The sequence below is a fragment of the Bacillus sp. UNC41MFS5 genome (genome assembly GCF_000686805.1).
This window is the reverse complement of the sequence record NZ_KK366019.1, coordinates 142,840-157,502: the sequence shown is the minus strand read 5'-3', so window position 1 is coordinate 157,502 and position 14,663 is coordinate 142,840. Positions and strand designations below refer to the sequence as shown.

The 14,663-nt window shown below is 40.4% G+C and carries 16 protein-coding genes and 1 tRNA gene; 1 reads left to right on the top strand and 16 read right to left on the bottom strand.

Going from position 1 to position 14,663, the window contains the following annotated elements; genetic code table 11:
* Nucleotides 1-136: 136 nt before the first annotated feature.
* The 11 genes from secG to BR30_RS0127270 all read right to left on the bottom strand — a co-directional run bounded on the left by secG (nt 137) and on the right by BR30_RS0127270 (nt 9,862).
* Nucleotides 137-370, bottom strand: coding sequence for a preprotein translocase subunit SecG (secG, locus tag BR30_RS0127320; RefSeq protein ID WP_026567803.1), 234 nt, complete (start codon nt 368-370; stop codon nt 137-139).
* 150 nt (nt 371-520) lie between these two features.
* Complete coding sequence (gene eno / locus BR30_RS0127315) at nt 521-1,819, bottom strand: phosphopyruvate hydratase (protein WP_026567802.1); 1,299 nt, start codon at nt 1,817-1,819, stop codon at nt 521-523.
* A 26-nt stretch (nt 1,820-1,845) separates the two neighbouring features.
* On the bottom strand, nt 1,846-3,378 hold the full coding sequence (gene gpmI, locus BR30_RS0127310; protein ID WP_026567801.1) for a 2,3-bisphosphoglycerate-independent phosphoglycerate mutase: 1,533 nt from the start codon (nt 3,376-3,378) through the stop codon (nt 1,846-1,848).
* Nucleotides 3,371-4,132 carry a triose-phosphate isomerase gene (gene tpiA / locus BR30_RS0127305; protein WP_026567800.1) on the bottom strand — a complete coding sequence of 254 codons (762 nt, stop codon included), beginning with the start codon at nt 4,130-4,132 and terminating at the stop codon, nt 3,371-3,373. Before tpiA ends, gpmI begins: the two co-directional genes overlap by 8 nt.
* Nucleotides 4,133-4,343: 211 nt before the next feature.
* The gene (locus tag BR30_RS0127300; RefSeq protein WP_026567799.1) at nt 4,344-5,528 is read right to left on the bottom strand and encodes a phosphoglycerate kinase; all 1,185 of its coding nucleotides are present in this window, start codon (nt 5,526-5,528) and stop codon (nt 4,344-4,346) included.
* Between the two features lie 142 nt (nt 5,529-5,670).
* Nucleotides 5,671-6,678, bottom strand: a complete 1,008-nt coding sequence (gene gap / locus BR30_RS0127295) for a type I glyceraldehyde-3-phosphate dehydrogenase (RefSeq protein ID WP_026567798.1) — start codon at nt 6,676-6,678, stop codon at nt 5,671-5,673.
* A gap of 52 nt (nt 6,679-6,730) precedes the next feature.
* Nucleotides 6,731-7,753, bottom strand: a complete 1,023-nt coding sequence (locus tag BR30_RS0127290; protein ID WP_026567797.1) for a sugar-binding transcriptional regulator — start codon at nt 7,751-7,753, stop codon at nt 6,731-6,733.
* A 128-nt stretch (nt 7,754-7,881) separates the two neighbouring features.
* Nucleotides 7,882-8,145, bottom strand: a complete 264-nt coding sequence (locus tag BR30_RS0127285; RefSeq protein WP_026567796.1) for a glutaredoxin family protein — start codon at nt 8,143-8,145, stop codon at nt 7,882-7,884.
* Nucleotides 8,146-8,159: 14 nt separating this feature from the next.
* Nucleotides 8,160-9,482, bottom strand: coding sequence for an RNA polymerase factor sigma-54 (gene rpoN, locus BR30_RS0127280; RefSeq protein ID WP_026567795.1), 1,323 nt, complete (start codon nt 9,480-9,482; stop codon nt 8,160-8,162).
* Between the two features lie 125 nt (nt 9,483-9,607).
* Complete coding sequence (locus tag BR30_RS36995; protein WP_155928875.1) at nt 9,608-9,751, bottom strand: hypothetical protein; 144 nt, start codon at nt 9,749-9,751, stop codon at nt 9,608-9,610.
* Nucleotides 9,752-9,790: 39 nt separating this feature from the next.
* Nucleotides 9,791-9,862, bottom strand: a tRNA-Arg gene (locus BR30_RS0127270).
* A 204-nt stretch (nt 9,863-10,066) separates the two neighbouring features.
* Here BR30_RS0127270 and clpP point away from each other — a divergent pair.
* Complete coding sequence (gene clpP, locus BR30_RS0127265) at nt 10,067-10,675, top strand: ATP-dependent Clp endopeptidase proteolytic subunit ClpP (RefSeq protein WP_026567794.1); 609 nt, start codon at nt 10,067-10,069, stop codon at nt 10,673-10,675.
* Between the two features lie 95 nt (nt 10,676-10,770).
* On the opposite strand, the gene BR30_RS0127260 is transcribed toward clpP, so the two are convergent.
* From BR30_RS0127260 to BR30_RS0127240, 5 genes are all read right to left on the bottom strand, one after another.
* On the bottom strand, nt 10,771-11,028 hold the full coding sequence (locus BR30_RS0127260) for an HPr family phosphocarrier protein (protein WP_026567793.1): 258 nt from the start codon (nt 11,026-11,028) through the stop codon (nt 10,771-10,773).
* A gap of 115 nt (nt 11,029-11,143) precedes the next feature.
* Entirely contained in the window at nt 11,144-12,088 is a 945-nt protein-coding gene (gene whiA / locus BR30_RS0127255) for a DNA-binding protein WhiA (protein ID WP_026567792.1), read from the bottom strand.
* A 62-nt stretch (nt 12,089-12,150) separates the two neighbouring features.
* Nucleotides 12,151-13,134: a gluconeogenesis factor YvcK family protein gene (locus tag BR30_RS0127250; protein WP_026567791.1), complete on the bottom strand. Its 984-nt coding sequence runs from the start codon at nt 13,132-13,134 to the stop codon at nt 12,151-12,153.
* A complete protein-coding gene (rapZ, locus tag BR30_RS0127245) occupies nt 13,131-14,024 on the bottom strand; it encodes an RNase adapter RapZ (protein ID WP_026567790.1) in 894 nt (297 codons plus the stop codon). Before rapZ ends, BR30_RS0127250 begins: the two co-directional genes overlap by 4 nt.
* A gap of 19 nt (nt 14,025-14,043) precedes the next feature.
* Nucleotides 14,044-14,502, bottom strand: a complete 459-nt coding sequence (locus BR30_RS0127240) for an 8-oxo-dGTP diphosphatase (protein ID WP_026567789.1) — start codon at nt 14,500-14,502, stop codon at nt 14,044-14,046.
* Nucleotides 14,503-14,663: the final 161 nt, after the last annotated feature.

Below are 14,663 nucleotides of genomic sequence, written 5' to 3'. Positions count from 1 at the left end.
CCTTATTTTCAATTCATTTAGTTTAGTTTTAGCAAAGCCATGGCGAACATTCCAGAAATAGGCTCACGGCTCATTATTTTAATTTTTTCAACAAACAAAAAACCTGACCACTTGGACCAGGTTTGTGTGTGAATGATTAAATTTTAAAGTAAGTCACTGCAATAGCAAGCAAGATAAACAAGATTGCTAAGACAACTGTAATACGATGTAGAATCAAATCAAGTCCGCGTGCTTTCTGCTTACCAAATAAAGATTCTGCACCACCAGAAATGGCACCAGATAGTCCAGCACTTTTACCAGATTGAAGTAAAACAACACCAATAAGTCCAATACTTACGATCACTAATAAGATTACTAAAAATGTATGCATAAAGGCCACCTCCTGTTAGTCGCACAATTCACAGTATATTAAACTTATCATATTTTGTCGCTTAAGACAATAGTCCTTATTGTGACATTCACGCCTAATAAAAGAAAAAAGGGCACATCCAAAAATGTGCGCCTTCTTTTATCATCAAAATTATTTGCTTAAGTTGTAGAATGTTTTCTTGCCTAGGTATTGAGATGTTTCACCTAATTGATCTTCGATGCGAAGCAATTGGTTGTATTTTGCGACACGGTCGGTACGAGAAGGAGCACCAGTTTTGATTTGACCAGCGTTAGTTGCTACAGCGATATCAGCAATAGTGTTGTCTTCTGTTTCACCAGAGCGGTGAGAGATAACTGCTGTGTAACCAGCGCGTTTTGCCATTTCAATGGCATCAAATGTTTCAGTAAGCGTACCGATTTGGTTCACTTTGATAAGGATGGAGTTACCAATTCCTTTTTCAATACCTTCAGCAAGTTTGCGAGTATTAGTAACGAATAAATCATCACCAACTAATTGAACTTTTTTGCCAAGGCGTTCTGTTAAAAGCTTGTGGCCTTCCCAGTCATTTTCATCTAAACCGTCTTCAATTGACACGATTGGGTATTTAGAAGAAAGTTCTTCGTACCAGTCAACCATTTCTGCAGATGTCTTCACAACACCTTCGCCAGCAAGATGGTATTTACCATCTTCTTTGTTGTAGAACTCAGAAGATGCAGCATCCATAGCAAGCATTACTTCTTCGCCTGGCTTGTAACCAGCTTTTTCGATTGCTTCAACAATGGTTTGAAGAGCTTCTTCGTTTGATCCTAAGTTTGGAGCAAAACCGCCTTCGTCACCAACTGCAGTGTTAAGGCCTTTGCCTTTAAGAACAGATTTTAATGTATGGAAAATTTCTGCACCCATACGAAGCGCTTCTTTGAAGTTTGGAGCGCCAACAGGCATAATCATGAATTCTTGAATATCAACGTTGTTATCCGCATGTTCCCCGCCATTAACGATGTTCATCATTGGTACAGGAAGTTGCTTAGAGTTGAAACCGCCAAGGTATTGATATAAAGGAATATCTAAATAGTTCGCTGCTGCATGAGCAACGGCCATTGATACACCTAGGATTGCGTTAGCACCTAATTTTCCTTTGTTATCTGTGCCATCAAGCTCGATTAAAGCTTGGTCAATAGATACTTGATCTAAAACGCTAAATTCTTCTCCAACAAGATGTGGAGCAATAATTTCGTTTACGTTATCTACCGCTTTAATAACACCTTTTCCAAGGTAACGTTCTTTGTCTCCGTCACGTAGTTCCACTGCTTCATACTCACCAGTGGAAGCACCACTTGGAACCATAGCGCGGCCAAAGGCACCTGATTCAGTAAATACTTCAACTTCAACTGTAGGGTTACCGCGGGAATCTAATACTTCACGAGCGTATACGTCTGCAATAAATGGCATGTAAAAATCTCTCCTTAATAATTAAGTTATTTTAATAATGATGTACCAGTCATTTCAGCTGGCTTTTCAACACCCAATAAGTCTAACATAGTTGGCGCTAAATCCCCAAGGATTCCTCCCTCACGGAGTTGAATTCCTTGTTTTGTCACAATTACCGGCACTGGGTTCGTTGTATGTGCTGTCATTGGTTCGCCTTCTAGTGTAATTACTTCATCGGCATTTCCATGGTCAGCGGTAATAATAGCAGAACCGCCTTTTTCTAAAATTAAATCAACTATTTTTCCTAAGCATTCATCGACTGTCTCAATCGCTTTAATGGTAGGCTCAAGCATACCTGAATGCCCGACCATGTCAGGGTTCGCGAAATTCAGTAAAATCGCATCAAATTTATCTGCTTGAATTTCTTTTAAGAGTGCATCCGTTACTTCGTAAGCACTCATTTCAGGCTGAAGATCATAGGTTGCCACTTTCGGCGAGTTGATTAAAATCCGCTCTTCGCCAGGGAACTTTTCTTCACGGCCGCCGCTCATAAAGAATGTAACATGTGGATATTTTTCTGTTTCAGCAATTCTTAATTGCTTCAAGTTGTTTTGTGCTAATACTTCACCAATGGTGTTATCTAAATTGGTTGGTTTGAAAGCAACATATCCATCGACCGATTCACTGAAGTGAGTTAAGCACACGAAGAACAAATCCTTCGGATGCTTTGGCCCACGGTCAAAGGAACGGAAATCATCGTTCGTAAATGTATTCGAAATCTGAATGGCACGGTCTGGACGGAAGTTATAAAAAATAACTGCATCATTGTCTTGAATCGTGGCAACAGGCTGCCCATCTTCTTTTGTAATAACAGATGGAATCACGAATTCGTCAAAGATTCCATGAGAATAAGAATCTTCCACAACATCTAAAGGATTTGTGTAGGTTGGGCCATCGCCATAGACCATCGAACGGTACGATTTTTCGACACGCTCCCAACGCTTATCACGGTCCATAGAGTAGTATCTCCCTGAAACCGTTGCGAATTCACCTACACCGTATTCTTTCATTTTATCCAATGTTTGTTGGATATATTTCGTCGCTGTTTTCGGACCAACATCACGGCCGTCAAGGAAAGCATGTACATAAACCTTTTCCACGCCTTCTTCTTTTGCCAGCTTTAGTAAGGCAAACATATGTTGAATATGGCTGTGGACACCGCCGTCTGACAATAAACCGAATAAATGAAGAGCTGTGCCATTTTTCTTGGCGTGCTCCATCGCACCTGTGAAGGTTTCATTTTTTTCAAATTCACCTTCACGAATCGCAATGTTTACACGAGTTAAACTCTGGTACACAATACGTCCTGCACCAATGTTTAAGTGTCCAACCTCAGAGTTACCCATTTGTCCTTCAGGAAGACCCACAGCCTCCCCAGACGCTGTTAAATGAGAATGTGGATACTCGCTCCAAAAACGGTCAAAATTAGGTTTTTTTGACTGAGCAACCGCATTCCCTTTTGTTTCGCCCCTGCATCCAAAACCATCAAGGATGATCAGAGCAACGGGAGATTTACTCATAGCTGCCTGCCTCCAATAATTGTAAGAAGGATTGTGCTTCAAGGCTTGCTCCGCCTACTAATGCACCATCAATATCTGGTTGTGCCATGTATTCTTTAATATTTTCTGGTTTCACACTGCCGCCATACTGAATTCTTACCGCATCAGCAACGTCTTGCGAGAATTGTTGTGCAACAACCTGACGGATATGTGCACATACTTCGTTCGCATCGGCTGAAGTAGAAGATTTACCTGTACCAATCGCCCAAATTGGCTCATAAGCGATGACGGTTTGTTTTACTTGTTCAGCTGATAGGCCTTGAAGGGCTTTCGCCACTTGATCGCCAACTAATTGATTGGTTTCACCATTTTCACGCTGCTCTAATGTTTCACCGCAGCATACGATTGGAGTTAAGTTGTATTTAAACGCAGCAAGTGCTTTCTTGTTAACTGTTTCATCGGTTTCATTGAACATTTCACGGCGTTCTGAGTGTCCGATGATTACATATTGAACGGCAAGGTCAGCAAGTGCTTTCGGGCTGATTTCACCTGTAAATGCTCCGCTTTCTTCAAAGTGCATGTTTTGAGCACCAATTTTCACATTCGTTCCTTCTGTTACTTCCACTAGACTTTGTAAAAATAATGCTGGTGCGCAGATTACAGAGTCCATTTTTTCTGGGGCAGGTACTAGTCCTTTTACTTCTTCTGCAAAGCTTTTTGCTTCAGATAGTGTTTTGTTCATTTTCCAGTTTCCTGCAATAATTGGTTTACGCATACTGGCACATCCTTTCATAGTTCATGCTATTAAACTTGTCTGTTGATTTCCGCTCCAGGCACATCGCTTTCCGCGGGCGTGCCGGGGAGCCTCCTCGGCGCTTATAGCGCCTGTGGGGTCTCCCCTGCCCCGTACTCCCGCAGGAGTCTTCGTGCCTTCCGCTCCAACCAACAGAGTGGCAAAATCTTGTTTAACACACTATCTAATAAAATTATTTATCGTTCAATGCAACTACACCTGGGAGTGCTTTGCCTTCCATGAATTCTAGGGAAGCGCCGCCTCCTGTGGAGATGTGGCTCATTTTATCTGCTAAATTGAATTTTTCAACGGCTGCTGCAGAGTCTCCGCCGCCAATGACTGAATATGTACCTTCTGCTTCAGCAAGTGCTTCTGCTACTGCTTTTGTTCCGCCGGCAAATTTATCAATTTCAAATACACCCATTGGTCCATTCCAAATTACTAGTTTTGATTTTTGAATAACGTCACGGTAGATTTCAGCTGTTTTTGGTCCAATATCAAGTGCTTCCCAATCAGAAGGAATTTCTTCAATTGCAACTACCTTTGTATTTGCATTAGCAGAGAAATCATCAGCAACCACAGCGTCTACAGGCATATAGAAATTAACACCCTTTGCCTTTGCTTTTTCAATAAATGATTTTGCTAAATCAATTTTGTCAGCCTCAAGCAATGATTTTCCAACTTCGTGGCCTTGTGCTTTCACGAAAGTATAAGCAAGTCCGCCGCCAATAATTAAGTTATCGACTAATTCTAATAGATTTTCAATAACACCAATCTTGTCCTTTACCTTTGCTCCACCGATAATCGCTGTAAATGGGCGTTCTGGATTAGAAAGTGCTTTACCAAGTACATCTAATTCTTTTTCCATTAATAATCCGGAAACCGCTGGTAAAATATGCGCAATCCCTTCGGTTGATGCATGGGCACGGTGCGCTGCACCAAAGGCATCATTTACATAAACATCTGCTAATTCAGCAAAAGATTTTGCCAACTCTGGATCATTCTTTTCCTCACCTGGATAGAAACGGACATTTTCAAGCAGCAGGACATCGCCTTCGGTCATCGTTTCAATCAATGCTTTCACAGAATCACCATACGCTTCATCTGCCTTCTTCACGTCTTTACCAAGCAGTTCAGATAGTCTAACACCGACTGGAGTTAAGCGCATTTCTTCAACGACTTGACCTTTTGGACGGCCGAAGTGACTCGCTAGAATAACTTTAGCGCCTTGATCAACTAAATACTGAATCGTTGGAAGTGCAGCACGAATCCGCGTTTCATCGGTAATTTTTCCATCCTGCATGGGAACATTAAAATCAACTCGGCAAAATACACGTTTCCCTTTTACATCAACATCTTTGAGCGTTTTCTTATTCATAAAGGACCTCCTAAAGTATTGAAAATTCAGCATAAACTCAGTAAAAAGGGGAGGGGGGCATATACTCCCCGCTCCCCTTTGGAAAACCTTTGTATGATTAACTTCTTATGATTGGAATCCAATCATCGTCCGTTCGAATATATTAAAGTCCTTTTTGTGCAAGGTAGTCACAAAGGTCAACAACGCGGTTAGAGTAACCAACTTCGTTATCGTACCAAGATAATACCTTAACCATGTTGCCTTCAAGAACCATTGTTGATAATGCATCGATTGTTGAAGATACAGTAGCACCATTGTAGTCAGTAGAAACTAAAGGAAGATCGCTGTATGCTAAAATGCCTTTTAATGGGCCTTCAGCAGCAGTTTTTAATGCTGCATTAACTTCATCAGCTGTTACATCTCTTTCTAATTCTGCTACCAAGTCAACAACAGATACGTTTGGAGTCGGAACACGCATAGCCATACCGTTTAATTTACCTTTAAGTTCAGGTAATACAAGGGCAACTGCCTTTGCAGCACCAGTTGAAGTAGGGATCATGTTTTCAGCAGCTGCACGCGCACGACGGTAGTCCTTATGTGGCAAGTCAAGGATTTGTTGGTCATTAGTGTAAGAGTGAACAGTTGTCATCATACCGCGTTTGATACCAAATGTATCATTCAATACTTTTGCAAACGGAGCAAGACAGTTAGTAGTACATGAAGCATTAGAAATAACATGGTGGTTGTTAGCATCATATTTGTCTTCGTTAACACCCATAACGATTGTGATATCTTCGTTATCTGCTGGTGCAGAGATGATTACTTTTTTAGCGCCTGCCTCAAGATGTTTCGCAGCATCTTCACGCTTTGTGAATCGGCCTGTAGATTCAACTACTACGTCAACACCTAGATCGCCCCAGCCTAATTGTGCAGGATCACGCTCAGCAATAACTTTCACTTTGTGTCCGCCAACTACTAAGTATTCACCATCAACAGTTACGTCTTCTGCAAGAGTTCCGTGAACAGTGTCATATTTTAAAAGATGTGCAAGCATGTTTGCATCTGTTAAATCATTAATCGCAACGATTTCTACATTGCTATTGTTTAATGCCGCACGAAAAACGTTACGACCGATACGTCCAAATCCGTTAATACCAACTTTTACTGACATAATAAATTTCCTCCTTTAATTGGGTAAGGATGTTTTTTATTTTAAAAAGGATTTACCCTTTTAATAACGTTCTTGCTGCACCCTCATCAGTGATTAAAATGGTTGATTCCGGTGCTTGTTTTAAGTATGCTTTGATGGCTTTTGCCTTCGAGCCCCCGCCGGCAACAGCGATGACATTTGGAATGTGAACTAGATCTTCTAATTGCAGGCCAATCGTTGACACCTTGTGGACGATTTCGCCTTGTTCGTTAAAATAATAGCCAAATGCTTCACCCACAGCTTGTTGATTTTCTAGCATACGCAAAACTTCAGAGTTCGTTTTGCGCCGCTCAGCCATTGTGATAGCATCCCCAATCCCATGAAGAACCATGCTTGCTGATTTAATTAGTTTTAAAACCTCATGAATGTCAGGTTCTTTGATGAGTGATTCATAAATTTCGGTACTAACCTGGTCAGGTACATAAAACACTCGATGTTTCGTATGGGTGTTTTTCGACATGATCGAGCAAATCGTATTTGCTTGATTGTGTACATCCTCGCCTACTCCGCCTCTTGCTGGGACAAATAGTAGTTCTTTCTGGTTATGCTCGGGTGAAAGCCTTTCTGCGACAGCAGCCATCGTTGAACCGCCAGTAACAGCAATGATATTTTTTCCGCCGAGTAACTTTTTCATGCACACCGCACATGCCTTGCCAAGTTCACCTTTTACCATCGGCGATTCATCACTATCGCCTGGCACAATGATGACTTTTTTAATACCGAGTCGGTGCTTTAATTCCAACTCCATCACATCAATACCTTTTAATTCACGCATAAAGCCTTCTAAGTCTTCGAGCAAATTTTTCCCTTCAGGCGTTAAACTCATTCCCACATTATTTGTGTAAATTAGATTTTGCTCCCTTAGGAATTCTACTTCGCCTCGAAGGACTCTTTCCGTATATCCCAAGCTAACCGCTAAACTCCTTCTTCCTACCGGTTGCATAAAACCTATATATCTTAGGATAGAATATCTCTTCTGAAGGACTTGAAGGAGATCGGGTAATAGTCTTTTCTGGATATCGATTAATGACTGCATGAATCTCATGCTCCTTTATTATATGTAGTTGGTCTCAAAATGTCCACCATAGACATATTATGTCCCGCTACATCCAAAAAAAATAACCCCTGCTACATTTTTTATTGTAACAGGAGTGAAAACCTATTTCAACTGTTAAGATTGGCTTTTTTTTCATGCAAACGGTTACTTATGTCAAATTTGTTAATAACACCAAAACCTGCTTCTACTCCGTCAATATGAACGACGGGAATCATTAAACCGTATTGTTCGGTTAATTCATCACTGGATTCAATATCAATTTCTTCTAAATCGAAATCCCAATCTTTGCTAAGTTCTTGCAGTGTGGACTTTGCTTTCTCACAAAGCGGGCAGCTTTTCCTTGTGTAAAACGTGACTATTGTTTGCTCCATCATTTGGCTTCCTTTCAATCAAACCTTTTTCTTTTCGCAGAGGAGGGAATTCCCAATTGATCCCGGTACTTAGCGACGGTTCTTCGTGAAACCACCATTCCTTCCACTGTTTTTAATTGTTCCACGATATCTTGGTCCGAAAGAGGTTTCTGTTTATTCTCGTTTTCTATTAACGTTGAGATCTTCTTTTTTACTTGTGTGGATGAGGTATTTTCATCGTCTGAAACGGTTTGAATCGTACTTGTAAAAAATGATTTTAGCGGGAAGGTCCCGTAAGGTGTTTGAACATATTTTTCTCTAACCGCTCGGCTTACGGTTGATTCATGAATATTCAGTTCTCCGGCAATTTCCTTCATCGTCATCGGTACTAAGTTGTTTGATCCTTTTTGAAAAAATGTTTCCTGCTTTTCAATAATTTTTGCAATTACCTTAGTTAGTGTCTCTTTCCGCTGCTCAATACTTTTTTGAATCCAATTATAATCCTGCAGTTTATCCTGCAGGAAGCGGCTTACCTGTTGGTCCTGGTCTTTGAATTTATGAAAATACTGCTCATTTAGGCTAATCCTTGGCAGTGATTCATCAGACATCCTTACCGTAAGTCCCTCGCTTGAGTGCTCGATGATTGCATCCGGAATAATGTATGTGGTTGTTTCCTTCCCTAAAATAGTTCCCGGCTTTGGATTCAATGATTGAATTTGGTCAAAAATATCCTGGATCTCTTTTAGGGTTACTTTTAGTTCTTTTGCAATTGGCTTCCACTTTTTTTCGGCAAACGGTAAGAAATATTCAGAGATAATTTTTTGAGCCAGTTCATTATTAGGATTCTGATAATAGATCTGCATCAAAAGGCACTCTTGCAGGTTTCTTGCACCAATCCCCGCTGGCTCCAGTGTTTGGATGATGGCCAAGCATTCTTCCACGACCTCTTCCATTACTCTTAACTTTTGGGCGATTTCGTTAAGGTCGCCAGTAAAGTAACCGTTTTCATCGAGATTCTGAATTAGATGGCGAATAACAGTTAACTGTTCTGCTGATAAGTTCGTTATTTTCAATTGTGATAATAGATACTCTTCAAGCGAAAAGGGTTTATCGGCAATTTGCTCAATCCAGTCCTTTTCCACCTTTTGGTTTTTCCGGCGATTGCGGTCAATAAGTGGATTCATCGGCTTTATATTGCTATGTTCAACCTGCAATAGGGGATTTTCAAGTGCCTTATCGTCTAAAAAAGCAGTTAACTCTTGGGCAGAGTACTGCAACAATGCAATGGCCTGAGATAACTCCTGTGTCATTGCCAATTTTAATGTCTGCTGTTGCCACAAACCAGCCTTTAAGTTCATTCTTATCCCCCCTGCATTCTATTTTACACGATGGACGGAAATTCGGGAATGGAAAATGATAAACTAGGAGATTAGGTGACCGTTTGGGCGGGTATGATACAGATGGATTTTTTGTTTTGTGCAAATTATAGGTGGTTTTGTTCAAATTCCAAGTGGTTTTGTATATTTCTATCAAGGTTTTGTTCAATTCTGAAGGATTTTTGTTCATTTTTCAAAGGGTTTTGTACAATTAGACATTTAATGGAAAAAATCCGAATGATTTTTTCCATTAAAAAAGCCTCCTGTAATAAAACAGAAGACTTTGATGATGCGCTCGGCAGGAATCGAACCTGCATTTCAAGCTTCGGAGGCTTGCGTGCTATCCGTTGCACCACGAGCGCTAAATTGTAGCGACTTACATATTATATGCCAGTTTCTCTAACATTGCAAGCAAAGATTTGGTTTAAAATAGTCAGAATTGGTTATGATGGATTAGGGAAAGTTGTCGAACATTTTTATAGTCAAATTGTTTGACCTTTATTGACCATCAGTGTATGATAACATTACATATTACTATTACCTTTACAATCAAAGGAGGAAGAAAAATGAATTTGATCCCTACAGTTATTGAACAAACAAACCGGGGCGAGCGTGCGTATGACATTTACTCCCGTCTGTTAAAAGACCGGATTATTATGCTCGGAAGTGCCATTGATGACCATGTAGCTAACAGCATTGTAGCACAATTATTATTCCTTGAAGCGGATAATCCTGAAAAAGATATTTCTTTATATATCAACAGCCCAGGCGGCAGCATCACAGCTGGAATGGCAATTTATGATACGATGCAATTCATCAAACCTAAAGTTCAAACAATCTGTATTGGTATGGCTGCATCCATGGGTGCATTCTTACTTGCAGCTGGTGAACCAGGCAAGCGTTATGCCCTTCCAAATGCGGAGGTTATGATTCACCAACCACTAGGCGGTGCTCAAGGACAAGCAACTGAAATCGAAATTGCTGCAAAGCGTATCCTATTCCTTCGTGAAAAATTAAATGGAATTTTATCAGAACGGACTGGCCAGCCTCTTGAAGTAATCGCCAAAGATACAGATCGCGACAACTTCATGACTGCGGATCGTGCAAAAGAATATGGTTTAATCGACCACATTATCACTCGTAATTTAATTGATGATGAGAAGAAAAATAAATAAGTAACGCGAAAGCAATCGGCATCGACCGGTTGCTTTTTTTATTCTTCTAGAAATAATAAAACGACCGGTTCCAAATGGAGCCGGCCGCAAATATATTACTGTTCTTTTTGAATAAAATCAGCCAATGCTTCAATCGCGGATGCTTCATCGTCTCCATCTGCCACGATGTCAATCATGACACCAGAGCCAACCGCAAGGCTCATTAAGCCCATAATGCTTTTCGCATTAACTTTCTTTCCATCTTTCTCAAGAAAAATATCCGCTGAGAACCGATTTGCTTCTTGGACAAAAAGGGCTGCGGGACGTGCTTGAAGACCTGTTTTTAATTTCACTTCTACTTGTTTCACTAACATTATACAATTCCTCCTCATGTTTTATCTTCTATATTTCTTAGAGCTTGTTCACAAAATTTACTACGAGAACATGTTATGGCTTTCACATGATTACCTATTAAAGAATTTTCTATTCTTAGACCATCATATCCCCTGTACGAAGCCTTTCAGCGATTGCATCAATTTTTCTCAAGCGATGATTTATTCCAGATTTACTGATTGCACCACCAGAAACCATTTCTCCCAATTCCTTAAGGGTCACATCGGTATAATTTAAGCGGAGTTCTGCAATTTCTCTTAATTTCTCAGGTAAAATTTGCAGACCAACCGTTTGATTGATGTAGCGGATATTCTCGACCTGCCGAATCGAAGCCCCAATCGTTTTATTAAGATTGGCGGTTTCGCAGTTTACAAGTCGATTGACTGAATTGCGCATATCACGAACGATTCGAACATCTTCGAAGCGAAGAAGAGCATTATGTGCACCAACAATATTTAAAAACTCGGTAATTTTCTCTGCTTCTTTTAAGTAGGTAATATAACCTTTCTTGCGTTCAAGTGTTTTGCTATTTAGCCCAAATGTATTCATCAATTCGCATAAAGAATCATTATGTTCTTTATAGAGCGAAGCAATTTCCAAATGATAGGAAGATGTTTCTGGATTATTGACGGATCCACCTGCTAGAAATGCACCGCGAAGATAAGAACGCTTACAACATTTCTTCTTTACCAGTTCTGGTGAAATATCGTGAATGATCGTAAAACCCTCACCGATAATTTTTGTATCCTCGAGAATTTCCTTTGCTTGTTGGGATAAACGGACGATATAGACATTGTTTTTTTTCAAACGCATCTTTTTCCGAACAAGCAATTCTACTTGGACATCATAACTCTTTTTTATTAACGTATAAATTCTTCTGGCAATCGCAGCATTTTCGGTTTGAATATCAACAACTAACTTACGATTTGAGAATGAAAGGGAACCATTCATTCGAATAAGAGCCGAAAGCTCTGCTTGAATGCAGCACGTTTTCACTTCTAAGTTAGTTAATTCTTTTTTCGTTTCCGAAGCGAAAGACATCCCTTTCCCCTCCCTTACAAAAAACACATTGGATTCATGAATTTTTTTAATAAGTACTATTATTACGTTTCATAACGCTTTTTGGTTTCAACTAAAAGCAAATTATATAATATTTTTGCCACTTTTTTCGGGTCATGACGCAATGCACCATTTTCTTGGTAAGCAATATCCGCATGAACCACTTCGAGCCCTAATTCAAACAGTCGCGGCAAATCGTAGACAACAGGATCGGCCAACTCTTCATTATAACGAAGCTGGATGTCCTGTGGAATTTCTTCATTGTTCACAAGGATGGTATTGATAAATGCACAGCTCATATGATCATATAAGGCCTTTACATGATCGCTTGCTGAAAAACCATGTGTTTCCCCAGCCTGGGTCATCAAATTACAGATATAGACCTTTTTGGCGTGGGAACGGCACAACTCATCCCCGATTTTTGGAACTAACAAATTAGGCAGAATGCTTGTATATAAACTCCCTGGCCCGATGATAATTAAATCGGCTTGACGAATCGCCTGAATAGTCTCTGGTAAAGGACGAATATTTTCCGGCGTCATAAATACTTTTTTAATTCTTTTCCCAGAGTAGGGAATTTTCGATTCCCCTGAGACAATCGTCCCGTCTTCCATTTCCGCATGGAGAACAACACTTTGATTGGCTGCAGGCAAAACTTTGCCGTGAACATTTAAAATCTTGCTCATTTCCTGAATGGCGTGAACAAAATTACCCGTAATCGAGGTCATCGCCGCCAAGATTAAATTACCAAGCGAATGTCCGGAAAGTTCATTCGATGTTTTAAATCGATGCTGAAACATTTCCTCAACGAGCGGTTCCACATCCGATAATGATGCTAACACATTGCGGATGTCACCAGGAGGAGGAATATGCAAGTCCTCACGCAAACGTCCTGAGCTGCCGCCGTCATCCGCGACTGTCACTATGGCGGTAATATCGACAGGATACTGTTTTAATCCACGCAATAAAACTGGTAATCCTGTTCCCCCGCCAATGACGACAATTCGTGGCTGTCCGTAAATGCTCATGTAGTTTTTTCCTTTCTCCTCTCAATGTCACGATGAGAAATACATGTCTTGTAGTCCTTTTCGAAAAATTTACCAAGATACTCCGCCAGCGTTACCGAACGATGCTGTCCACCTGTACAGCCAATCGCAATGACTAGCTGCGCTTTCCCCTCTCGCTTATAATGCGGAAGCATGAAGGAAAGCAGGTCGGTTACTTTTTCTAAGAACTTATGCGTTTCATTCCATTTTAATACATATCCGGAGACATCTTCATCTAACCCTGTTTTAGGTCTCATATGCTCGATATAATGGGGATTAGGCAAGAAGCGCACATCAAACACTAAATCCGCATCAATGGGAATTCCATACTTAAAGCCGAATGACATGACATTGACCGTGAAGATTGATTGTTTATTCGCGGTAAATTCCGTTAATATTTTCTCACGAAGTTCCCTCGGTTTCATCTGGGAAGTATTGTAAATCACCTGAGCCCTGCCTTTTAGTTCTTCAAGAAGCTCGCGCTCAAGCGTTATTCCTTCTAACGGCAGACCTGTCTGTGCGAGTGGATGTGACCGCCTTGTTTCCTTATATCTGCGCACTAATGTAGAATCATCTGCATCTAAAAATAAGATTCTCGGGGCTACCCAAGATGTTTCTGCCAACTCATCTAATGCCTTAAAGAGATGATCAAAGAATTCTCTGCCCCGCAGGTCCATCACGAGAGCAACTTTATTCATCTTATTCCCGGATTCCTTCATAAGTTCAAGGAATTTTGGAAGCAGGGTTGGAGGCAGATTATCAACACAGAAGAACCCTAAATCTTCAAAACTTTGAATAGCTACAGTTTTTCCTGCACCAGACATTCCTGTAATAATGACCATTTGTATGTCATTTACCGCACCGGTACTCATGATTTATTCCCCCTATAAATTAGCTTGGATCTAATCGGTAACTGATTAGTTGAAAGTCTTTTGTATAAGTAAAAGTACCGTAAATGATTCCTTTTCCATGAATCATATAATCTAGAATATGATAATCGCCAGCGGCCATTGGCAAATTCTTCAATTGGTCAATCATTTGCCACTCCAACTTACCTTCCTCGGATTCGTCTAAATCGACTCCATCCGAATCAGTAGCCACAAATGTAAACATCATCCATTCCGAAAGCAATTGGTCATTTTCTTTCATAATCATTGTAAAAATCCCTTTTAATTGTGGATTTTTCAGATAGATTCCTGTTTCCTCACGGTATTCCCTGATGCAGGAATCCCGAACAGATTCGCCCGGCTCCATTTTCCCGCCAGGAGCCACCCACCAGCCGCGGCGTGGCTTTTGCAGAAGCAATATCTTTCCGTCTCTAATCAATACACAATTGGTGACTCGTTGCACAGCATTCACCCTCTTTTACACAGCATCTGCATTTTAACAGTTCTCACTAGAGGCTTGGTCTTTTTCTATACAAACTCTCCCTGAGGCATGGCTAAATTTCCTACTATAACTTTGAATTCATTCTTATTATTATACTATTTTTAGGATACAGTCACAATGAA